This window comes from Acidovorax sp. LjRoot66 (genome assembly GCF_964253305.1).
In the GTDB taxonomy this organism is placed as follows: Bacteria; Pseudomonadota; Gammaproteobacteria; order Burkholderiales; family Burkholderiaceae_C; genus Acidovorax.
Map to the genome: position 1 here is coordinate 1,009,727 of NZ_CAXUQU020000001.1, position 21,676 is coordinate 1,031,402.

The following is a 21,676-nucleotide window of genomic DNA, read 5'->3' on the forward strand; positions in this document are numbered from 1 at the left end:
CGCGGCCTTGTGGCTGCGTGATGGAGGGATGCTAGGGCCGACTTTGACGTCGTCTTGTCTTGCCGACGACAATTTACGGGAAACTACCCCTTGGGTGAAACCCTGCCCCCTTGGGGCGATGGCTTGGTGACGGTCGCGGGCAGGGTATCGCGGAGCACTTCACGGTGGGGCGGTATCCTCACGGACATGTACGCCCCGTTCTTCGGTCTTCAGCACCCGCCGTTCTCCATCGCCCCCGATCCGCGCTATCTTTTCATGAGCGAGCGGCACCGGGAGGCCCTGGCCCACCTGCTGTATGGGCTGGATGCCGGCGGCGGCTTCGTCTTGCTCACGGGCGAAGTGGGCGCGGGCAAGACCACGGTGTGCCGCTGCTTCCTGGAGCAGATCCCCGAGCACTGCAATGTGGCCTACATCTTCAACCCCAAGCTCACGGTGGGTGAGTTGCTGCGCTCGATCTGCGACGAGTTCGGCGTGCCGCACAAGGCGGCGGTGCCGGGCCACGAGACCGTGAAGGACTGCATCGACCCGCTCAACGCCTCCCTGCTGGCCGCGCACGCCGCCGGGCGCAACAACGTGCTCATCATCGACGAGGCGCAGAACCTGGAGGCCGACGTGCTGGAGCAACTGCGCCTACTGACCAACCTGGAGACCCGCGAGCGCAAGCTGCTGCAGATCATCCTCATCGGCCAGCCGGAGCTGCGCAGCATGGTGGCGCGCCCGTCGCTGGAGCAGCTGGCCCAGCGCGTGATTGCGCGCTTTCACCTCGACGCCCTGAGCCCGCAGGAGACACAGCAGTACATCGCGCACCGCCTGGCCGTGGCCGGGCTGCGCGGCCCGGTGCCGTTCAGCCGGCGCGCCCTCAGGCGCGTGCATGCGCTGTCGCGCGGCATACCGCGGCGCATCAACCTGCTGTGCGACCGGGCGCTGCTGGGGGCCTATGCGGCCGGCACGCGTGAAGTCAGCACGGCCATCGTCGAGCGGGCCGCGCGCGAGGTCTTTGGTGCGCCGGTGGCTGCCTCGGGGGCGGCCGCAACTCCCAACGTCAAGGGGGGGCTGCCCCGCTGGGCGGTGGCCGGGGTGGGCGTAGTGGCTGGGGCTGCCATCGTGGCTGCCGCCGGCTGGGCCCTGGGCGTGCGTCCCTTGCAGGGCCCACCAGGTGCGGCGGGGCGAGTGGCCACGCCAGCGGCGGCACCGCAGCGCAGTGCGTCCAGCACCGCGTCGACGCCGCCCGCAGCGGCGGCCTCTGCCCCCGCTTTGCCATCTGCTGCCGTGCCGGCGCCAGCGGCCTCTGCGGCATCGGTCGCAGCGGCTCCCGCCCCCCTGTCCGGGCTGCAGCAGTTCCTGCTGGCGCAGCCGTCCAACGATGTGTCGGCCTGGCAGGCCCTGGCGTCGGCCTGGGGCGCTACGCTGCCCGATGGCGCGGACGCCTGCGCCACGCTGCCGCGCGACGGGCTGCGCTGCTACCGCAACCGCCGTGCGGGGCTGAACCTGATCCGCCAGATCGACCGGCCCGTGCTGCTCACGCTGTTCCCCTCGGAGGAGGGTGACAATGCCGTATCGGCCGTGCTGCGCAGCCTGGATGCAGAGCTAGCCACACTGGAGAGCGGTGGCCGCACGCTGCACGTGCCGCTGGCCGACCTGGCGCAGGTCTGGCGTGGCGACATGGTCACGCTGTGGCGTGCCCCCCCCGGCATGCCCGACAAGGGCGAAATCACCGAAAGCCCGGCGGGGGCAATCTGGCTCGACGCGCGCCTGGCTTCCAAGGCGGCTGGGGGCCTGGGCCCCAGCAGCCGGCCCATGACGCCAGCACTGCGCCAGTCGCGCATCCACCGGTTCCAGATGGCCCAGGGCGTGACGCCCGACGGCCGCGCTGGCCCCCTGACCCTCATACTGCTCAACCGCGCCACCGGCGTGAAAGAGCCGCGCCTGCGCACCGGAGCCTGATCCCCATGTCCTACATCCTTGATGCGCTGCGGCGCGCAGAAGCCGAGCGGGGCCGGGGCGCCGTGCCGAGCATCCATACGCAGGCCATGCCCGCGACGAGCGCCTCCCCGGGGGCTGACCGGGCCGGTTCTGCCAACCTGCTGGTGATCGGGTCGGCGGTGGTGGCCGTGGCCGCGCTGGCCGCCGGGGGCACCTGGTGGGCCATGCAGCGCAGTGCCCCGGCCAGCGGGGTGGTCGTTGCGTCAACGCCGCAGCCCCCTGTGTCTGTCGCGCCCGTTGCACCACCGGCCACCGCCGTGGCCCCCCCCGCCATGCCCGCGCCCCCAGCGCCTGCCGCCGCTCCCCTGGCGCCCCTGCCAGCCCCTGTGGCCAGCCCTCCCATCACCCCCGCCAGGGTGGAGCCGCGGCCGGTAGCACCACTGCGCCTGGCAGAGCCGGTGCGTGAGAAGCCGGCCGGGGTGGCTGCGCCTGCACGCCCCCGTGACGCCGAGGTGCAACGCGAACCCGCGCCCGCAGCGCGCGCGCAGCCGCCCCTGGCTGCCGCACCCGCCGTGGCGGCGGCGCCCACTGCCGCACCGCCCAACGGCCCGGTGTTCGCCCAGAACGACCTGCCGCCCTCGGTGCGCGAGCAGTTGCCCGCGCTGCAGGTCACGGGCGCCACCTATTCCAGCAATCCGGCGCACCGCATGGCCATCGTCAACGGCCAGGTGCTGCAGGAGGGCGACCAGGCTGCGCCGGGGCTCAAGCTCGAACGCATCGAGCAGGGCCGTACCGTCTGGTCGTTCCGTGGCTACCGCTACGCCGTGGCGCCGCAGTAGCCTATGGGGTTGACAGAACCTAGCGCAAGAAGCGCCCGTCCCGGCCGATCAGGGTGAGTTCGACGAAGCGCGAGGCATTGCGGTCCGGCGTGCTGGCATTGACCTCGAAGCCGCCCAGGTCCCATTTCTTGAGGTTCCAGGTGGCGTCGATGAAGGCTGCGCGCGTCGGGTTGCGGCCGGCGCGCTGCAGGGCCTCGGCGAAGACCCGGGCGTTGAGGTAGCCCTCCAGCGCCAGGTGCGAGGGTTCGGCCGTAGCGCCCGAGGCCTTCCAGGCCGCCTGGAAGTCGCGCACCACGGGCATCACCACGTTGGAGGGCAGGGGCACCACCTGCGAGATGGCCATGCCGGTGGCGTCGGCGCCGAGCGCCTTCACCGTGGCGGGCGTGCCCATGACCGACAGCGCATACAGCGTCACGCCGCGCTTGAGTGCGCGAAAGGCCTTCACGAACTCCAGCGTGGGCTTGCCCGCCAGGCCGATGACGATGGCTTCGAGGTCCGAGCCTGCCAGTTTTGCGGCCGCAGCGCCTGCGTCCGAAGCATTGTTCTCCACCGTCACGGTGACGGCGGCGGGCAGCTTGAGCCGGCCCATGGACTGCTGGGCCGCCGTGAACACCTCTTTGCCGAAGGCGTTGTTCTGGTAGACCATGCCGATGCGCTGGATGCCGATGGTGGACAGGTGCTGCACCAGCTTCTCGGCCTCGTCGGCATAGCTGGCGCGGATGTTGAACACGCTGCGCGCGTTCTTCGTGCGCGTGAGCTGGGCGCCGGTGAACGGGGCGAAGAAGGGCACGCCGCTGTCCACCACCTTGGGCAGCATGGCCTCGATCATGGGCGTGCCCATGCAGTTGAAGAGGGCGAAGTTGCCCGGGTCGGCCAGGAACTTGTCCACATTGGCCAGGGCCTTGGGCACCTCGTAGGCGTCGTCCAGCGTGGTCAGCTCGATGGCGCGGCCGTGCACGCCGCCCTTGGCGTTGATGCCCGCAAAGGCCGCCTTGGCGCCCTGGTGCATGGCCGAGCCCAGGTCTCCGAGCGGTCCGGTGAGGGCGGTGGATTGGCCGATCCGGATCGCCCCCTCCTGTGCCGTGGCCTTGCCCCAGTGCGCCAGTGGCAGGGCGATGGCGCTGGCCAGCAAAGTGCGCCGCTGCAAGTGCGGGCTCGGGGTGTGGGTGCTGCCTGTGGTCATGGTGGTGGTGTCTCCTTGGGGTCGTGGCCGCGCGCGAAAATGCCTGACAGGCGGCCATCATCCGCAGGCGATTGGCGCAGATCTATCGTTGCGGCGACAATTCGCATCGTGGTATTCCCGCACGCACTCCGCCCGCTTCGCCCCTCCATCGCGCTCCATGAACCAGGATCTGTCACTGCACCAGCGCCGGCGCCTGCCCACCGAGGCCGAGCTGGCCAACATCCCGTGGCTGAGGCCGCTGCAGCCCGCCGAGCGCGAACGCGCCGAGGCAGCCCTGTTGGTGGGCGATGCCGCGCCGGGGGATTACGTGTGCCGCGTGGGCCGGCCCGTGACCTACTGGTTCGGTGTGGTGGAGGGGCTGCTGAAGATGAGCAGCGACAACGCACAGGGCCAGACCATGACCTACACCGGCGTGCCGCCCGGCGGCTGGTTCGGCGAGGGCACGGCCATGAAGCGCGAGCCCTACCGCTACAACATCCAGGCGCTGCGCAAGAGCATCGTGGCCGGTCTGCCGATCGACACCTTCCACTGGCTGCTGGACCATTCCATCGGCTTCAACCGCTTCGTGATGAACCAGCTCAACGAGCGGCTGGGCCAGTTCATCGCGGCGCGTGAGATCGACCGGCTGAACAACCCTGATGTGCGCGTGGCGCGCAGCCTGGCCTCGCTGTTCAACCCGGTGCTTTACCCCGGGGTGGGCGAGGTGCTGCGCATCACGCAGCAGGAACTGGCCTATCTGGTGGGCTTGTCGCGTCAGCGCGTGAACGAGGCGCTGGCGGCGCTGGAAGTGGAGGGCGCCATCCGCGTGGAATACGGCGGCCTGCGGGTGCTGGACCTGGCGGCGCTGCAGTCCAGCATCTTTCAGCGCCTGGCTGAGCCGCGCTAAATGCTCAGGCGCGCGGCAGCGCGGGCATGGCAGCCGTGCGCTGGCCCAGTGGAGTGGGGGCTGGCACGGAGGCCGCGGCGTCTGGGGAGCCACTCCATTCGCGGTCGTCGGTGCGGTCGCGGCTCAGGCGGAAGGTGTGCACCATCTGCGTCAGGCGGCTGGCCTGTTCCTTGAGGCTGTCGGCGGCGGCAGCACCTTCCTCCACCAGCGCGGCGTTCTGCTGCGTCATCTCTTCGAGCGCGCCCACCGAATGGCTGACCTCGCCGATGCGCTGGCTCTGCTCCTGCGTGGCGGCGGTGATCTCGCCCATGATGTCGGACACGCGGCGCACGGACATCACCAGTTCCTCGATGGTCTTGCCCGCGTGGTTCACCAGGGCGCTGCCCTCCTGCACATGCTCGACGCTGGCGCCGATCAGCGTCTTGATTTCCTTGGCGGCCTGGGCTGCGCGCCCGGCCAGGCTGCGTACCTCGCTGGCCACCACGGCAAAGCCGCGGCCTTGCTCGCCCGCACGGGCGGCTTCCACCGCCGCATTGAGCGCCAGGATGTTGGTCTGGAAGGCAATGCCGTCGATCACGCTGGTGATGTCGGCGATCTTGCGCGAGCTGCCACTGATGGTGTCCATGGTGCGTACCACCTGCGAGACCACTTCACCGCCACGCGTGGCCGCGTCCGACGCCGAGGAGGCGAGCTGGTTGGCCTGGCGCGCGGCGTCGGCGCTTTGCGACACGGTGCCCGTCAGATCGGCCAGGGCATTGGCGGCGCCCTGCAGGTTGTGCGAAGTCTGCTCGGTGCGCTGGCTCAGGTCGAGGTTGCCCGAGGCGACTTCGGAGCTGGCCACGAGGATGGATTCCGCCGTGCCGCCGATGTCACCCACCAGGCTGCGCAGCCGGTCCTGCATGGCGGCAATGGCTTCGAGCAGGCGGCCGGTCTCATCGTGGATGCGCACTTCCACCTGCGAGGTCAGGTCGCCGCGTGCAATGCGCTCGGCCACCACCACCGCACGGCCGATGGGGGCGGTGATGCTGCTCGTGATGCGCCAGGCGATGAGGGCGCCCAGGCCAATGGCCAGCAGCACCAGCGCACCACCCGTCCAGCGCGCCCGGCTCTGCGTCACCTCGGCCGAGGCCGTGGCCTGGCTGTTCAAGGTGTTCTGCAGTTCGATCAGCTCGGCCAGCTTGCCGCGCCAGGCGGTTTCCAGCGGCGCGACTTTGGTCATGAGGTTCAGCGTGGCGCTCACGGTGTCGCCATCGTCGGCGGCCTTCATCGCGGAGTCCAGCTCGGGGCGGCTCTTGCGGCCGAATTCCTGCACCTCGGCCAGCAGCTTACGCTCGGCATCGGTGGTGCCGTCGGCCTTGAACAGGTCCGACAGGCTGGCCTCCTGGCGCGCATAGCCCTGCACGGATTTTTCGGCGTTCTTGATCTGGTCGCGGGCCTGCTTGGGATCGATCTCGTTGAGCATGGCGGCAGAGCGGCTCTGGATGCCGATGGCGCTCACGCTGTCCAGCATTTCGTTGACCAGCCGGGTCTTGGTGGCCCCGGTGCCGGTGACCTGCTGCAGATGCTCGTGCAGTTTTCCCACCGAGAGCTGGCCCACGGCGGCCACTGCCATCAGCAGGACCAGCAGGCAACCGAAGCCCAGGCCCAGGCGGCTGGAGATCGACAGGGATTTGATAGGCGAGGCGGCCGGCATGGAGGTCCTTGGCTGTTGAATGCAATGGGGTAACACGAAGCAATAACGGTGCCCAGGCAGGCGGGTGGCCTGTCACTATCGTGGCGCAGGGTGGGCGTACACAGTGTAGGGACAAATGTCACAAAGTGTTATGACGCTTCAGGATGGCCCCATGCGCAGCGCGCATGGCCGCTGTTACAAATGGGGTGCCATGCCCGGGGCATGGGTGCGGGCCAGGGGGAACCCTTGGGTGCTTGCCGATTCGCAGGCCATCAAACGTCTCTTGTTACATATTCCGCATGGAGTGGGTGCTATCGTTTTTGACGGGAGCGCCAGCGCAGGATGTTCACTCTAGTGCAGCATGCCGAAGCCCTATCGGGTATAAACCCGTTACAGTTTCAGCAAAGGTCCTCCATGAGCCGCTTCCACACTTTCCGCCCTCTGCATGGTGTCCTGGCCACGATGGTGCTGATGGGTCTGGCCGCATGCACCGGCGGCCCGATGCCTGATGCATCGGAGCGACGAGAGCGCCTCGTGGCCGTGACGGCAGACCACGAACTCATCGTGTTCGATGCGCGCCGACCCGATACCGTGCTGGAGCGCCGGCGCGTGACGGGCCTGGCCTCGGGCGAGCGCCTGGTCGGTGTGGATTTCCGCGTGGCCAAGGGCGTGCTGTACGCCCTGTCCCAAGCGGGGCGCCTGTACACGCTGGATATTTCTTCCGGGGCACTGACGGCTGTGGGCTCCGCGCCGGCCGCGCTGCCGCTCACGGGTGGGTCTTTCGGTGTCGATTTCAATCCGGCGGCGGACCGCATCCGCGTGGTGTCGTCCTCCGGGCTGAACCTGCGGCTGCACCCGGACACCGGCGCCGTGGTCGATGGCGACCCCGCCCAGCCGGGCGTGCAGCCCGACCCCGTGCTGCACTACGCGCCTGGTGATGTGAACGTTGGCCGCGTGCCCGACGTGGTGGCCGCCGGCTACACCTACAACCCGCAGGACAGCAAGATCACCACCAACTACGCCATCGACCGTGCCCGGGGCGCGCTGGTGATGCAAGGCTCGCGCGAGGGCACCACGCCCGTGGTCTCGCCCAACACGGGCCAACTGCGCACTGTGGGCCCGTTGGGCCTGGGGCCGCTGTCCGATGCCTCCTTTGACATCTCCGACGTGGGCAACGTGGCCCTGCTGGCGGCGCGCACTTCCGGCGATCCGCGCTCGCGCCTGTACAAGGTAGATCTGGAGACCGGCCGCGCCGTCTCGCTGGGCGTGATCGGCAGTGGGGCCCCTCTGGCGGGCATGGCGATAGAGCCATGAGTGCGCGGCCCGTCCTGGCGCAACGGCTGCTGGCGCACGGGTGTGTGTTGGCCGGCTGTGTGTCGGCCATGGCGGGCGTGGCGCATGCGGCCTCGGTGCAGGTGGAGCTGACCGATGCTGCGGGCAAGCCGCTGGCCGATGCCGTGGTGTTCCTCGAATCGGCCGAGGCCAGGCGCCTGGTCAAACCCCAGCCCGGTGTGGAGATGGCGCAGGAAAAGCGCCAGTTCGTACCCGTGATGATGGTGGTGCCGGTGGGCACGGAGGTGCTGTTCCCCAACCGCGACACGGTGCGCCACCACGTCTATTCCTTCTCGCCCACGAAGAAGTTCGAGCTCAAGCTCTACGCCGGAACGCCCGCCAAGCCGGTTCTTTTCGACCAGGCAGGGGTGGTGGTGCTGGGCTGCAACATCCATGACCAGATGACCGGCTGGATCCTGGTGGTGGACACCCCCTACTACGCCAGCTCGCCCGCGACGGGCAAGGCCCAGATCGACAACGTGGCCCCGGGCACCTACAAGCTCCGGGCCTGGCACCACCGGTTGCCGGTGGGGGCGCCGGCGCTGGAGCAGGCACTGACCGTTGCGGCCACCGGCAATGCCAGCGCCTCGGTGCGCATGGCGGGACTGCAGCCTTGAACCTGTCCCTGTTGCGGCGCAGCCTCATCCTGAAGCTGGTGGGCATCTCGCTGCTGCTGCTGCTCATCGTGCAGGCGGCGGGCTTTGCCGTGGTGCGTGCCAGCATCGAGCGCAATGCGCGCAGCCAGATCGCCCGCGCCCTCGATACCGACGAGAACGTCTGGCGGCGCCTGCTGGACCAGAACGCGGACAAGCTGCGCCAGGGCTCGGCCCTGCTGGCGGCCGACTACGGCTTTCGCTCGGCCATCAATTCCGATGACGAGGAGACCATACAGTCGGTGCTGGAGAACCATGGCAACCGCATCGGCGCGGCCGTGACGGCGCTGCTGGGCACCAACCTGGAGCTGCGCGCCGCCAGCCTGTCGGACGACATGCTGGATTTTCCCGCCACGCTGCGCCAGGTCGTGCCACCGCTGGCGGCCCAGCCGCAGGGCAGCCAGGTGGCGGTGATGGCCGGCGTGCCCTACCAGTTCGTGATGGTGCCCATGCGCGCGCCGGTGGTCATCGGGTGGGTGCTGATGGGTTTTCCCATCGGCCAGCCACTGGCCGAGGAAATGCGGCAACTGCTGTCGGTGCAGGTGGCCGTGGTGGTCAGGGCGGCGGATGGCCGTGTGTCGGTGCCCGTGACCACTCTGTCGGGCCCGGCGCTGGCCGGCCTTCATCGCCAGGGCCTGCCGATTGCGGAGCTCAAGACCGATGAGGGCACGCTGTTGGTGCGCGAGGCCCCGCTGGGCAACGCGGGCAGTGAAGTGAAAACACTGCTGCTGCGCTCGGTGGACGAGGTGGTGGCCCCCTACCAGCAATTGCAGGTGCTGCTGGCCATCATCACCGTGGCCGGCGTGCTGCTGTTTGCGGCGGGCACCGGCCTGGTGGCGCAGCGCCTGGCAACGCCCCTGCGCTCCCTGCTGGCCGCCACGCAGCGCCTGTCGCGCGGCGAATACGGGGTGCCGCTCTCGCATACCGGGCGCCAGGACGAGATCGGCAACCTGGCCCGCTCCTTCGACCGCATGCGCCTGGACATCGGCAGCCAGCAGGCCGAAATCCGCCGCCTGGCTTATTGGGACCGGCTCACGGGCCTGCCCAACCGCGAGCGCTTTCGCGAGGCGGTGGTGCACGCCATCGCCGCACAGGAGGAAGGCTCCGTGCAGCCCTTGACGGTGCTGACGCTCGACCTGGACCGTTTCAAGCACGTGAACGACGTGCTCGGCTATGCCTTCGGCGACCGCCTGCTGCAGGCCGTGGCCGAGCGCCTGCAAAAGCAGTTGCCGGGTGACAGCGACATGGTGGCCCGGCTCGGCGGCAACGAGTTCGCGCTGCTGCTGCGCACGGGTGCCCAGGAGGCGTACGCGCTGGCCCAGCGCATCAACCAGTCCTTCGAGGAGCCCCTGGCCTTCGAGGACCAGACGGTGGACCTGAGCGCCGGCATGGGCTTCGCCTGCTGGCCGGCCGACGCTGGTGATGCCGACACCCTGCTCAGCCGCTCCGAGATCGCCATGTACGCCGCCAAGCGCAAGCTCAGCGGCGCGCTGCGCTACGACGCCTCCTTCGACTCGGCCAGCGCCCAGACCCTGTCGCTGCTGACCGAGCTGCGCCACGCCGTGGAGCACAACGAGCTGCGCCTGTACCTGCAGCCCAAGGTGCCCCTGCATGGCCAGGCGGGCCTGGCGGCCGAAGCGCTGGTGCGCTGGCAGCACCCGCAGCGCGGCCTGGTGCCGCCCATGGACTTCATCCCGTTTGCCGAGCAGACGGGCTTTGTGCGCCAGCTCACGCTGTGGATGTTCGAGGAGGTGGCGCGCCTGCTGGCCGACCCGCGCACGGCGGAGATGCCGCTGCGCATATCGGTCAACCTCTCCACGCGCGACCTGCTGGACCCGGAGCTCAGCGCGCGCCTGGCCACCATCCTTGCGCGCCATGGCGTGCAGGCCAGCGCCTTCTGCCTGGAGATCACCGAAAGCGCGATCATGGACGACCCCCAGCGCGCCGAGGCCATGCTCAACCGGCTGTCCGAGCAGGGCTTCAAGCTGTCCATCGACGATTTCGGCACGGGGTATTCGTCGCTGGCCTACCTCAAGCGCTTGCCGGTGGACGAGCTCAAGATCGACAAGTCCTTCGTGATGGGCATGGAGTCCGGCGAGGACGATGCGATGATCGTGCGCTCCACCATCGACCTGGCCCACAACCTGGGCCTCACGGTGGTGGCCGAGGGGGTGGAGACCCTGGCCATCCTGGACCGGTTGCGCGCCCTGTCCTGCGATGAGGCGCAGGGCTACCACATCAGCCGCCCGCTGGGGGCCGAAGACTTCCTGGCCTGGCAGTCCCGCCAGATCGCCAACGCCGCCACGCCATAACGGCTACGGGGCCTCCATTTGGTGCCCGCTTTGCAAGCTTGGCCGCCCAAATGCCTGCGCAGAGGTGAAAATACGGGCAATGCCTTCTTCCCGTCCTCCTGCCGCCCCAGCCGCCGAGCCTGGTGATCCGCTGCCCCGGCGCGCCGTGTTGCGCCGACCCGCCGCGCCGCCTGTTGCTTCTTCGTCACCCGCTGCGGCCACGTCCCGCGCCCCTGCGCCTGGTGCTGCCCGCAGCAATGCGCGGCCCGATGCACGTCCGCCATCCCGCCCTGCCGCTGCAGCACCCTCGGCACGCGGCAACGTGTGGCGAGCAGAGCCCGCGCCGCCAGCCGCCCCGCGTGGAGCCGCTTCTGCCAAGGGTGTCCGGCCGTCCGCCCCTGCTGCTCCCGTGCGCCCAGCGGTGCCGGTCAAGGCCACCGCAGCCGCTGCAGGCACCTCGCGCCTGAACAAGCGCATGGCCGAACTCGGCCTGTGCTCGCGCCGCGAGGCCGACGACTGGATCGCCCACGGCTGGGTCAAGGTCAACGGCGAGGTGGCGCCCATGGGCCTGCAGGTGCTGCCGGCCGACCGCATCGAAGTGGACAAGCGGGCCCAGGGCCAGCAGGAGCAGCAGGTCACCATCCTGCTGCACAAACCCATGGGCTACGTGAGCGGGCAGGCCGAGGACGGCCACACGCCTGCCGTGGCGCTGATCAACCCCCGCACCCACTGGCGCGACGACCCGGGGCGCATGCGTTTTTCGCCGCCGCAGTTGCGCGGCCTGGCGCCGGCCGGCCGGCTGGACATCGACTCCGTGGGGCTGCTGGTGCTCACGCAGGATGGGCGCGTAGCGCGCCAGCTGATCGGCGAGGACTCCACCGTGGACAAGGAGTACCTGGTGCGCGTGCAGTACGGGGATGTGGCGCTCGACGTGCAGGCGGCGTTTCCGCCTGCACAGCTGGCGCGCCTGTGCCATGGGCTGGAGCTCGATGGCCAGCCGCTCAAGCAGGCCCGGGTGGAGTGGCAGAACCCCGAGCAGCTGCGCTTCGTGCTCACCGAGGGCAAGAAGCGCCAGATCCGCCGCATGTGCGAGCAGGTGGGCCTCAAGGTGGTGGGGCTCAAGCGCATCCGCATCGGGCGGGTGACGCTGGGCAACCTGCCCGTGGGGCAATGGCGCTACCTGTTGCCGCACGAGCAATTCTGAGAGGCTGAGAGTCTTTCATCCATGCCTGCTGTGCACGCCAAAACACCCTGGCTCGTCGTTGCAAATGCTCGCCATAGCCCGAGCTATGGCTGTGCTTTGCGCCTAGATCCAGTGCGTTTTGACGCGCCCTTCGGACACGGCTAAAAAATTCTCAGCCTCTGAGTCCCGCGCGGCTCCAGCCATTTTTCATTGACCGGAGCCAGCCATGCCATCCAAACCCTCCCCCGCGCGTGCCTTGCGCCAGTTGCGTCCCTCCGACCTGCGGGGGGTGGCCCGCCTGGCCACCCAGGCCACGGCCAGCATCAGCCGCGTGGCTGAAGGGGTGCACCAATCGGTGCTGGGCACGATGGGCCTGCCGGGAGGCCCCACGCCGGGCCGCACGCGCGGCCTGACCGGCATGGTCTATGGCAGCGTGCGGGGCATCACCAGCCTGGTGGATGCCGGCCTGCAGGCAGCCTTGGTGCGGCTGGAGCCGTTCATCATGGGCGTGCCCGAAGAGGCGCAGGCGGTGCCGCGCGAGCGCCAGGCTGTGCTGGCCGCGCTCAATGGCGTGATGGGTGACCGCCTGGCGGAGGATGGCAACCCGCTGGCCACCTCCATGGGCTTTTTTCAGCAGGGCCGGCCGCTGGATCCGGTAGCCCTGGGGGCGGCGGGCACGGCATCGGTCCACCTGCTGGTGCTGGTGCATGGCCTGTGCATGAACGACCTGCAGTGGGAGCACGAGGGCCATGACCATGGCGCGCACCTGGCGCAGGCGCTGGGCTGCACGCCTGTGTACCTGCGCTACAACACCGGGCTGCACACCTCCACCAATGGTGCCGAGCTGGCGCGCCAGTTGCAGACCCTGGTGGCGGCCTGGCCGGTGCCGGTCACGCAACTGAGCATCGTGGGCCACAGCATGGGTGGGCTGGTGGCACGCAGCGCCTGCCAGCAGGCCGAGCAGGCGGGCCTGCCCTGGCGCGGCCTGTTGCGCCACCTGGTGTGCCTGGGCACGCCGCACCATGGCGCGCCGCTGGAGCGTGCCGGCCACTGGGTGGATGCGCTGCTGGGCAGCACCCCGTACTCGCGCCCCTTCGCCCGCCTGGCCCAGCTGCGCAGCGGCGGCATCACCGACCTTCGCTATGGCCATGTGCTGGATGCCGACTGGCAGGGGCGCGATCGTTTCCGCAAGAGCCCGGATGTGCGCACCCACCTGCCATTGCCTGTGGGGGTCTTGTGCTGTACCGTTGCCGCAACGCTGGCAGCCCAGCGCAGCCCGGTGGCGGAGCGGTTGGTGGGCGACGGCCTGGTGCCGCTGCACAGCGCCCTGGGCTGGCATGATGACCCTGCGAGGCGCCTGGCGTTTGCCGCAGCGCAGCAGTGCGTGGTACACCGGGTGGGCCACCTGCAATTGCTGGGCAATGTCCGTGTGGCGCGGCAACTGGCGCTTTGGCTCGCACCGGCAGGCTGAACACCAGTGCCGGCTGTCGCCTTTATTTGTGCTCGCGCGCCAACTGGGGCGCGGGCATTGCTACCATCGTGCCATTCGCGCCGCATGTAACAAGGAGAAACGCAGTGAGCGACAAAAAATACCGCCTCGTGACCCGCAGCGACTTTGACGGCCTGGTGTGTGCCGTGCTGCTCAATGAGCTGGACCTGATCGATGACATCACCTTCGTGCACCCCAAGGACATGCAGGACGGCAAGGTACCGATCACCGAACGGGACATCACCACCAACCTGCCCTACGTGCCTGGCGCGCATCTGGTGTTCGACCACCATGAATCTGAAACCGTCCGCAACTCGGGGCGGCGCGACAGCAACCACATCATCGAGGCGCATGCGCCCTCGGCGGCACGCGTGGTCTACAACCACTATGGTGGCAAGGCGGCGTTTCCACGCATCACCGACGAGATGATGGCGGCGGTGGACCAGGCAGACTCGGCCCAGTACTCGCGCGAGGACATCCTGAACCCCGAGGGCTGGGTGCTGCTCAATTACCTCATGGATTCGCGCACCGGCCTGGGGCGCTTCCGCGAGTTCCGCATCAGCAACTACGCGCTGATGATGGACCTCATCAAGTACTGCCGCGACCACACCATCGAAGAGATCCTGGCGCTGCCCGACGTGCAGGAGCGCGTGGTGCTCTACCGCGAGCACGCGCCCAAGGCCAAGGATCAACTGCTGCGCTGCGCCATCAAGATCAGCAACCTGGTGGTGCTGGACCTGCGCGACGAGGAGACCATCTGGGCGACCAACCGCTTCATGATCTACGCGCTGTTCCCCACGGCCAACATCTCCATCCACATGATGTGGGGGCTGCAAAAGCAGAACACCGTGCTGGCCACCGGCAAATCCATCCTGGACCGCAGCAGCCAGACCCATGTGGGCAACCTCATGCTGGAGTTCGGCGGTGGCGGCCATGCCGCCGCAGGCACCTGCCAGGTGGCCAATGACAAGGCCGACAACATCCTGCAAGCGCTGATTCAGCGCATCACGCTCGACCGCTAAGGTGGCCTGGCGAGGGGAGGGGCTGAGTGCCGCGCTCCCTGCGCCCTTCGGTCAATCTTCGCCGAAGAGAACCCGGTACAGGGCTGCGCCCAGCAGGGCGCCAACCAGGGGTGCGGCCCAGAAGACCCACAGCTCCGACAGCGCATAACCCGGGCCGAACAGGGCCGGGCCGGTGCTGCGCGCCGGATTGACCGAGGTGTTGGTCACCGGGATCGAGATCAGGTGGATCAGCGTCAGGCACAGGCCAATCGCCAGCCCGCCCACCCCTTCGGCTGCCCGGCGCGAGGTGGCGCCCAGGATCACGATGAGGAACACGGCCGTGAGCACCACTTCGGTCACCACGGCGGCCATCAGGCCGTAGCCGCCGGGGGAGTGCTCGCCATAGCCGTTGGTGGCAAATCCGCCGATGTCGGCCCCGGGCTTGCCGGTCGCGATCAGGTAGAGCGCGCCTGCCGCCACGATGGCGCCCAGCACCTGGGCGGCGATGTAGCCTGGCAGTTCGGCCGCCTTGAACCGGCCCCCGATGACCAGGCCGACCGACACTGCCGGGTTGAAATGCCCGCCGGAGATGGGCCCCAGTGCATAGGCGCCCGTGAGCACCGTGAGGCCGAACGCCAGGGAAACGCCCAGGAAGCCGATGCCCAGCTGGGGGAACGCGGCGGCCAGCACGGCGCTGCCGCAGCCGCCGAACGTAAGCCAGAAAGTACCGAGGAACTCGGCAGACCATTTTTGCAGGGAGGTGGGCATGGGGGATTCCAAAGGCACGGCTGGCGGCACCCCGCCGCAGCACGGGTGCATCTTATGGCGGCAAAATAGGCAATACCAGCGCCAATGGCCCGCCAAATGTCAACAATGCGCGGTAAGCTCGCCGCCGGGCTGCGCTGGCCGGCGGGCATCCGCGCAGCGCCAGCCTTGAAATCGGCGGATACGCCCCGAGCTGAGCACCCGCGAACGTCCTTTGCACGCTGGCCTCTGGCGTGCCGACGGCGCTCCCTGAGACCGTTCGAAAGCAACTCCAAGACACCATGAGCAACAAACAAACCCTGTCGTTCCAGGCCGAAGTGGCCCAGCTTCTGCACCTGGTCACCCACTCGCTGTACTCCAACCAGGAAATCTTCCTGCGCGAGCTGATCTCCAACGCCTCGGACGCCTGCGACAAGCTGCGCTTCGAGGCCCTGAACAACAATGCCTTGTACGAAGACGCGCCCAACCTCGAAGTGCGGGTGTCCTTCGACCAGGCCGCCAAGACGCTGACCATCACCGACAACGGCATCGGCATGACGGCGCAGGAAGCCATCGACCACCTGGGCACCATCGCCAAGAGCGGCACCAAGGACTTCATGGGCAAGCTCTCGGGCGACCAGAAGGCCGATGCGCAGCTCATCGGCCAGTTCGGCGTGGGCTTTTACTCCGGCTTCATCGTCGCCGAAAAGATCACTGTGGAGTCGCGCCGTGCCGGCGTGCCGGCCGAAGAGGGTGTGCGCTGGACCAGCGGCGGCACCGGGGACTTCGAGGTGGAGGCCATCACCCGTGCCGCGCGTGGCACCAGCATCATCCTGCACCTGCGCGACGATGCCGAGGAATACCTCAACGCCTGGAAGCTCAAGTCCGTCATCGCCAAATATTCGGACCACATCAGCCTGCCCATCCTGATGGAAAAGGAAGAGTGGAAGGACGGTGAGCTGATCAATCCTGCGGACGAGAGCGGTGGCCGCCAGCCCGGCGGCATGGCCAAGACCGGCGAGTGGGAAACCATCAACAAGGCCAGTGCCCTGTGGACGCGCCCCAAGAAGGACATCTCCGAAGAGCAGTACCAGGAGTTCTACAAGGCCATCAGCCACGACCACGAGGCTCCGCTGACCTGGGCGCACAACCGCGTGGAAGGCAACACCGAGTACACGCAGCTGCTGTACATCCCCGCCAAGGCGCCGTTCGACCTGTGGAACCGCGACAAGAAGGCCGGCGTGAAGCTGTACGTCAAGCGCGTGTTCATCATGGACGACGCCGAGGCGCTGATGCCCACCTACCTGCGCTTCGTCAAGGGCGTGATCGACTCGGCCGACCTGCCCCTGAACGTGAGCCGGGAGCTGCTGCAGGAAAGCCGCGACGTGCGCGCCATCCGCGAAGGCTCGACCAAGCGCGTGCTGTCCATGCTCGAAGACCTGGCCAAGCACGACAAGCATGAAGCCGCCGCCGGTGCCGACGGTGTGACCGACGTGGTCGATGCCGACGACCAGGCCAAGGAAGGCAAGTACAGCGCGTTCTACGCCGAATTCGGCTCGGTGCTCAAGGAAGGCCTGGGCGAGGATTTTGGCAACCGCGAGCGTCTGGCCAAGCTGCTGCGCTTTGCCAGCACCACCAGCGACACCGCCAGCGTCAGCTTCGCCGACTACAAGGCGCGCATGAAAGACGGCCAGGAGGCCATCTACTACATCACCGCCGACACCCTGGCCGCAGCCAAGAACAGCCCGCAGCTCGAAGTCTTCAAGAAGAAGGGCATCGAAGTGCTGCTGATGACCGACCGCGTGGACGAGTGGGCGCTGAACTACCTCAACGAGTTCGATGGCACCCCGCTGCAAAGCGTGGCCAAGGGCGCGGTGGACCTGGGTTCGCTGCAGGACGAGGCCGAGAAGAAGGCCGCCGAAGAGGCCGCCGAGGCCTTCAAGCCCCTGCTGGCCAAGCTCAAGGAGGCCCTGAAGGACAAGGCCGAGGACGTGCGCGTGACCACGCGCCTGGTCGACTCACCGGCCTGCCTGGTGGTCCAGGACGATGGCATGAGCACCCAGCTGGCCCGCATGCTCAAGCAGGCCGGCCAGCAGGCACCCGAGTCCAAGCCCGTGCTGGAGGTGAATGCCGAGCATGCCCTGGTCAAGAAGCTCGAAGGCAGCGTGCATTTCCATGACCTGGCGCACATCCTGTTCGACCAGGCCCTGCTGGCCGAGGGCGGCCTGCCTGCCGACCCAGCGGCCTACGTCAAGCGCGTGAACGCCTTGCTGGTGTGATGCCTGCGCGTGCAGCTGCCCCGGGCGGCTGCACCGACAGGCGCGCGGGGCGCCTTGGAGAGTGGCGTCGTCGTCACTCTTCCTTTGCTTTGGCCATGATGCGGGCGTGGACGGCGTCGCGCTCGGTCGGCGCCGCATCGATCAACTGCTTGAGCAGACCGTCGGGCAGCTCGGTGTACTGGCGGCGATCGTTCTTGACCGGCACATTGCGCCAGCCCGACAGCACCATCCAGCTCCACAGGTCGCGCGAGATGGGCTCGGTGACGGTCATCTTGACGTCGCCACGGATGATGGCGATCCCCACTGCAGGCACGCTGCCCACGGGGGCCGGCTTGCGTTGCTGGCGGATCGAGAGAAGGTTGCGGAACAGGTCTTTCATGGGACTGGCCAGTGTGCAATAGCAAAGATGGCTTCAAGCATATACGAGGCCCGCTCGGGCCCCAAGCGCCAATGGTCCTTTCCCCGGCCGCAAGACTGGCTGCATTCCCAGCGCTTGCGCACGGATCTGGCCCTGCATCGCCCTGCGCGATGCGCCTTCTTCAGGCGCTCAGTGGCTCTTCGCCCATGGCTTCGCATTGCTCGATCAGCATGTCCACCTGGCCGCGCCAGTAGTCGCTGCTGCCGAACCAGGGGAAGGTGGCCGGGAAGATCGGGTCCTCCCAGCGCCGCGCCAGCCAGGCGCTGTAGTGGATCAGGCGCAGTGTGCGCAGCGGCTCGACCAGGGCCAGCTCGCGCCGGTCGAAGCTGCGGAACTGCTCGTAGCCTTCGATCAGGGCACTGAGCTGCTGCGTGCGCTGGCGCCGGTCGCCGGACAGCAGCATCCAAAGATCCTGCACGGCCGGGCCCATGCGCGCGTCGTCCAGGTCCACGAAGTGCGGACCGCCGCCGGGCAGGTCGGTCGGCGTCCAGAGGATGTTGCCGGGGTGGCAGTCACCATGCAGGCGGATGGCCTTGGCATTCTGCAGGCTGCTGGCCGCCACCAGCGCAAGCGCCTTCTCGCACTGCTCGCGCCAGGCCGATTGCATGTCCAGCGGAATCATGTCGTGGCCCAGCAGCCAGTCGCGCGATGCCGTGCCAAAGCCCTGCAGGTCCAGCGCAGGGCGGTGCGTGAAGGGCCGGGCCGAGCCCACGGTGTGGATGCGGGCCAGAAAGCGGCCGATCCACTCGAGCACCTCGAAGTCGTCGAGCTCGGGCCCGCGCCCGCCGCGCCAGGGGCTCACGGAAAAGGCAAAGCCGCCGTGGGTGTGCAGGGTGCTGCCGTTCAGTGCCATCGGGCCCACGGCCGGCACCTCGGCCGCCATCAGTTCGGCGGCAAAGGCATGCTCTTCGAGGATCTGGGCGTCCGTCCAGCGACTGGGGCGGTAGAACTTGGCCACCACGCGCTGGCCGTCTTCGAGCGAAACCTGGTAGACACGGTTCTCATAGGACGACAGGGCCATGAGCCGGCCGTCTCCGTACAGGCCCACGCTGGCCAGTGCGTCGAGCACCTGGTCCGGCGTCAGGCGCGCGTAGGGGTGCAGGTCAGAGGCGCTGGGGGCGGCGGTGGGGTCGGTCGGGGGCAGTCGGTTCATGCCCCATTGTCCCCCGCGCTGGAGCCCCCGCCGATCAGGAGGGCTGAAGGCTGGCCATGTGGCCGCTGCGGGGGTCGCCCCCGCCCGCCAGAACGGTGGCAAACAGCGCCTGTGCGGCATCGGGGCCCTGGTGCTGCTGCACCTGCAGCCAGGGGGTGGGCGGCGCCTGCACGGCTGCGGCAAAGGCCTGCCAGGCAGCCACGAGCCGCTCGTTGAGCACCTGCGCGCCCCAGTCGTCGCGGCGCTTCTTGATCTTTGCGGGTGCAAAGAACATGGTCGGGCGCGGGCCGGGCAACTGGCCGGCGCCGCCCAGGTCGTTCACATGGCTGGCGCCCACGGCGCAGCTGTAGGCCAGCGCGGAAAAGCGCTGGTGGATGGCCTCGCGCACGGCCACGCTGCCGGCAAAGTCGATGTAGATGCAGGGCGTGGCAGCCTCGATCTGCTCCTGCGCGTCGTAGGCCACCACCCGGTCGTAGCAGCCCAGGCTTTCGCAGAAGGCCACATTGCCGGGCGAGGTCAGGCCAATCACCTCCAGGCCGCCCCGCTGCGCGAGCTGGAAGGCAGTGCCGTAGGCCGTCTTGCTCGATGCGCTGGACAGCAGCAGGCGCTTGGCACCGAAGAACTGCTGGTCGGCCATGAAGTCGTCGATCAGCCAGGAGGTGATGAACAGCGGGCGCAGCAGTGCCTGGATCTCCTCGGAGTCGGGCGTGTAAAACGGATCGGTGCGGGTGCGTACGTACTGGTTGTACACCGCGTGCAGGCTGGCACGGTGGGCTGCGCCGTCGTAAAAGCCTGCCGGGGTCAGCCGTGCGGGCGTGAGCACGGCGTGGGTGGACATGGGCCAGTAGCCGTAGAGCCGCTCGCCCACAGCCACGCCAGGGTGCAGGGACTGGACCACGTCGCCGAAGCCCCACACAGGCACGATGCCCCAGCCCGTCTCGTCCGATGGAAAGAACTGCCAGTAATTGAGCATGCCGCCCAGTGCGGCATAGGTGATGTTGTTGGCCGTGAGCGCAAAGCGCTCGACGCGCACGCGCACCTGGCCATCGGCCAGAGGAACTTCCTGGGTGGTGCGCAGGGCGGTGTGGGCCAGGGCATCCTGGCGCACGAGGAGGGTGGTGGTGCTCATGGCCGCACGCTAAACGAATCTGCCAATGCGTTCAAGCAGGCGTCGGCGCATGCGCGACACACGGGTGCACCGCCCCATGGAAAAAGGCCCGCCAGCAAGGCCGGCGGGCCTTTGTTCAGGGCCGCGGCCCTGGTAGCGGTGGTGCGTCTCAGGCGTTGCGGGCCTTGGGTTTGTCCAGTGTCAGCACCAGCGCCAGGGCGATCAGTGCGGGCAGGGCCTGGGTGAAGAAGATCTTGGGCACGGCGGTGGCACCGCCGTAAACCCCGGCCACGATCACGCAGGCCAGAAAGAAGATCTTGAACACCCGGTTGTTGGTGGCGAGGCCGAAGATGAGGCCCGCCGCCAGAAACCCGTTGTACAGGCCCTGGTTGGCGGCCAGCGTCACGGTGGCGTCGGCCAGCTCCTGGGTCAGGTTGAAGGTCTTCAGCCCCAGCGGCTTGTTCCAGAAGAACATCTCCAGCACCAGGATGTACACATGCTCGATGGCCACCAGGGCCACCGCGATGCGGGGAATCAGCAGCCGGGCCACCGATTACACCAGCGTGATGGTCACGTCGATGTTGCCGCGCGTGGCGTTGGAGTAGGGGCAGACCTGGTGGGCTGCGTCCACCAGCTTCTGGGCCGTGACAGGGTCCAGGCCAGGCAGGCTGATCTTCAGGCGGGCAGCGATGCCATAGGCGTTCGGGATCGGGCCCAGGTCGACTTCGGCGTCGATGGACACGTCCTGGGGCACGGGGATGCCGATCTTGCCGCCGACAGCCTTCATGGCGCCGATGAAGCAGGCTGCGTAGCCCGAGGCGAACAGCTGCTCGGGGTTGGTGCCGGTGCCGGACGTGCCAGGCGAGGACAGCTTGACATCCAGCCGGCCATCGTCGGTCTTGGCGGCGCCGTCACGGCCACCGGTCACGTGGGCCTTGGCGGTGTAGAGGACTTTTTCGAGTTGCGTCATGGTGTCTTCCTTTGCAGTGGATGAATGTCCTGAATGCGGACGGGGTGGGAAAGAAAAAAAGTCAGCGCGGCGGCTGGATCCGATCGCGGAATGTCTTGAGCTGCCCGGTCAGGGCGGTCAGCTCGGGCAGGGTGCACTGGCTGCTTTCGAGCACGCAGGGCGGAATGGCCTCGGCCTTGTCGCGCAGCGCCCGGCCCGGGGCCGTGAGGCTGATGCGCACGCGGCGCTCGTCCTGGGCATCACGGATGCGGGCGATCAGGCCCGAGGTTTCCAGGCGCTTGAGCAAAGGGGTGAGCGTGCCCGAATCGAGGAACAGGCGCTCGCCCAGTTCGGAGACAGTCACGCCGTCCTGCTCCCACAGCACCAGCATCACCAGGTACTGGGGGTAGGTCAGGCCCACGGTTTCGAGCAGAGGCTTGTACAGCTTGGTCATTGCCAGCGAGGCGGAATACAGCGCGAAGCACACCTGGTTGTCCAGGCGCAGCAGGGCTGGGCTGGGGGTGTGGGTGGAGGGGTTGCTGCGTGCCATGGGATGAATTGTGCCCTGAAATT

The 21,676-nt window shown here is 68.3% G+C and carries 19 protein-coding genes; 10 read left to right on the top strand and 9 right to left on the bottom strand.

Annotation, left to right across the window (positions count from 1 at the left end; translation table 11 throughout):
- Positions 1-186: 186 nt before the first annotated feature.
- Together ACSQ3Y_RS04795 and ACSQ3Y_RS04800 are read left to right on the top strand one after the other, a co-directional pair.
- Positions 187-1,944 (top strand): ExeA family protein, encoded by a 1,758-nt coding sequence (locus ACSQ3Y_RS04795; protein ID WP_436176585.1) that lies wholly within the window; start codon positions 187-189, stop codon positions 1,942-1,944.
- 5 nt (positions 1,945-1,949) lie between these two features.
- The gene (locus ACSQ3Y_RS04800; protein ID WP_436176586.1) at positions 1,950-2,762 is read left to right on the top strand and encodes a general secretion pathway protein GspB; all 813 of its coding nucleotides are present in this window, start codon (positions 1,950-1,952) and stop codon (positions 2,760-2,762) included.
- A gap of 19 nt (positions 2,763-2,781) precedes the next feature.
- Here the strand turns inward: ACSQ3Y_RS04800 and ACSQ3Y_RS04805 are convergent, their stop codons facing one another.
- On the bottom strand, positions 2,782-3,945 hold the full coding sequence (locus ACSQ3Y_RS04805; RefSeq protein ID WP_436176587.1) for an ABC transporter substrate-binding protein: 1,164 nt from the start codon (positions 3,943-3,945) through the stop codon (positions 2,782-2,784).
- 157 nt (positions 3,946-4,102) lie between these two features.
- Between ACSQ3Y_RS04805 and ACSQ3Y_RS04810 the strand changes: the two genes are divergently transcribed.
- Entirely contained in the window at positions 4,103-4,831 is a 729-nt protein-coding gene (locus tag ACSQ3Y_RS04810) for a Crp/Fnr family transcriptional regulator (RefSeq protein ID WP_057199895.1), read from the top strand.
- Positions 4,832-4,835: 4 nt separating this feature from the next.
- Here ACSQ3Y_RS04810 and ACSQ3Y_RS04815 read toward each other — a convergent pair whose 3' ends face one another.
- Positions 4,836-6,524 carry a methyl-accepting chemotaxis protein gene (locus ACSQ3Y_RS04815; protein ID WP_057266482.1) on the bottom strand — a complete coding sequence of 563 codons (1,689 nt, stop codon included), beginning with the start codon at positions 6,522-6,524 and terminating at the stop codon, positions 4,836-4,838.
- Positions 6,525-6,917: 393 nt separating this feature from the next.
- On the opposite strand from ACSQ3Y_RS04815, the gene ACSQ3Y_RS04820 reads away from it, so the two are divergent.
- The 6 genes from ACSQ3Y_RS04820 (at position 6,918) to ACSQ3Y_RS04845 (ending at position 14,473) form a co-directional block, all read left to right on the top strand.
- Positions 6,918-7,817 carry a DUF4394 domain-containing protein gene (locus ACSQ3Y_RS04820; RefSeq protein ID WP_057266481.1) on the top strand — a complete coding sequence of 300 codons (900 nt, stop codon included), beginning with the start codon at positions 6,918-6,920 and terminating at the stop codon, positions 7,815-7,817.
- Entirely contained in the window at positions 7,814-8,452 is a 639-nt protein-coding gene (locus ACSQ3Y_RS04825) for a methylamine utilization protein (protein WP_200963926.1), read from the top strand. Before ACSQ3Y_RS04820 ends, ACSQ3Y_RS04825 begins: the two co-directional genes overlap by 4 nt.
- Positions 8,449-10,800 (top strand): putative bifunctional diguanylate cyclase/phosphodiesterase, encoded by a 2,352-nt coding sequence (locus ACSQ3Y_RS04830; RefSeq protein ID WP_436176588.1) that lies wholly within the window; start codon positions 8,449-8,451, stop codon positions 10,798-10,800. Before ACSQ3Y_RS04825 ends, ACSQ3Y_RS04830 begins: the two co-directional genes overlap by 4 nt.
- Before the next feature lie 388 nt (positions 10,801-11,188).
- Positions 11,189-11,983 carry a pseudouridine synthase gene (locus ACSQ3Y_RS04835; protein WP_436176589.1) on the top strand — a complete coding sequence of 265 codons (795 nt, stop codon included), beginning with the start codon at positions 11,189-11,191 and terminating at the stop codon, positions 11,981-11,983.
- A gap of 205 nt (positions 11,984-12,188) precedes the next feature.
- Complete coding sequence (locus ACSQ3Y_RS04840) at positions 12,189-13,433, top strand: esterase/lipase family protein (RefSeq protein ID WP_436176590.1); 1,245 nt, start codon at positions 12,189-12,191, stop codon at positions 13,431-13,433.
- Between the two features lie 104 nt (positions 13,434-13,537).
- Positions 13,538-14,473, top strand: a complete 936-nt coding sequence (locus ACSQ3Y_RS04845) for an exopolyphosphatase (protein ID WP_436176591.1) — start codon at positions 13,538-13,540, stop codon at positions 14,471-14,473.
- A 51-nt stretch (positions 14,474-14,524) separates the two neighbouring features.
- On the opposite strand, the gene aqpZ is transcribed toward ACSQ3Y_RS04845, so the two are convergent.
- Positions 14,525-15,220 carry an aquaporin Z gene (aqpZ, locus tag ACSQ3Y_RS04850; protein WP_428002664.1) on the bottom strand — a complete coding sequence of 232 codons (696 nt, stop codon included), beginning with the start codon at positions 15,218-15,220 and terminating at the stop codon, positions 14,525-14,527.
- A gap of 278 nt (positions 15,221-15,498) precedes the next feature.
- Here aqpZ and htpG point away from each other — a divergent pair, with 278 nt between their 5' ends.
- The gene (gene htpG / locus ACSQ3Y_RS04855; protein WP_436176592.1) at positions 15,499-17,475 is read left to right on the top strand and encodes a molecular chaperone HtpG; all 1,977 of its coding nucleotides are present in this window, start codon (positions 15,499-15,501) and stop codon (positions 17,473-17,475) included.
- Between the two features lie 73 nt (positions 17,476-17,548).
- Here the strand turns inward: htpG and ACSQ3Y_RS04860 are convergent, their stop codons facing one another.
- The 6 genes from ACSQ3Y_RS04860 to ACSQ3Y_RS04885 form a co-directional block, all read right to left on the bottom strand.
- Complete coding sequence (locus ACSQ3Y_RS04860; RefSeq protein WP_057199903.1) at positions 17,549-17,854, bottom strand: hypothetical protein; 306 nt, start codon at positions 17,852-17,854, stop codon at positions 17,549-17,551.
- 160 nt (positions 17,855-18,014) lie between these two features.
- Positions 18,015-19,046 (bottom strand): serine/threonine protein kinase, encoded by a 1,032-nt coding sequence (locus tag ACSQ3Y_RS04865; RefSeq protein ID WP_057266476.1) that lies wholly within the window; start codon positions 19,044-19,046, stop codon positions 18,015-18,017.
- Between the two features lie 34 nt (positions 19,047-19,080).
- A complete protein-coding gene (locus tag ACSQ3Y_RS04870) occupies positions 19,081-20,175 on the bottom strand; it encodes a DUF2855 family protein (RefSeq protein ID WP_436176593.1) in 1,095 nt (364 codons plus the stop codon).
- Positions 20,176-20,323: 148 nt separating this feature from the next.
- Positions 20,324-20,704 (bottom strand): DUF1304 domain-containing protein, encoded by a 381-nt coding sequence (locus ACSQ3Y_RS04875; RefSeq protein ID WP_082603993.1) that lies wholly within the window; start codon positions 20,702-20,704, stop codon positions 20,324-20,326.
- Between the two features lie 3 nt (positions 20,705-20,707).
- Entirely contained in the window at positions 20,708-21,124 is a 417-nt protein-coding gene (locus ACSQ3Y_RS04880; protein WP_436176594.1) for an organic hydroperoxide resistance protein, read from the bottom strand.
- Positions 21,125-21,185: 61 nt separating this feature from the next.
- Positions 21,186-21,653, bottom strand: a complete 468-nt coding sequence (locus ACSQ3Y_RS04885) for a MarR family winged helix-turn-helix transcriptional regulator (RefSeq protein ID WP_007861056.1) — start codon at positions 21,651-21,653, stop codon at positions 21,186-21,188.
- Between the last annotated feature and the right edge of the window lie 23 nt (positions 21,654-21,676).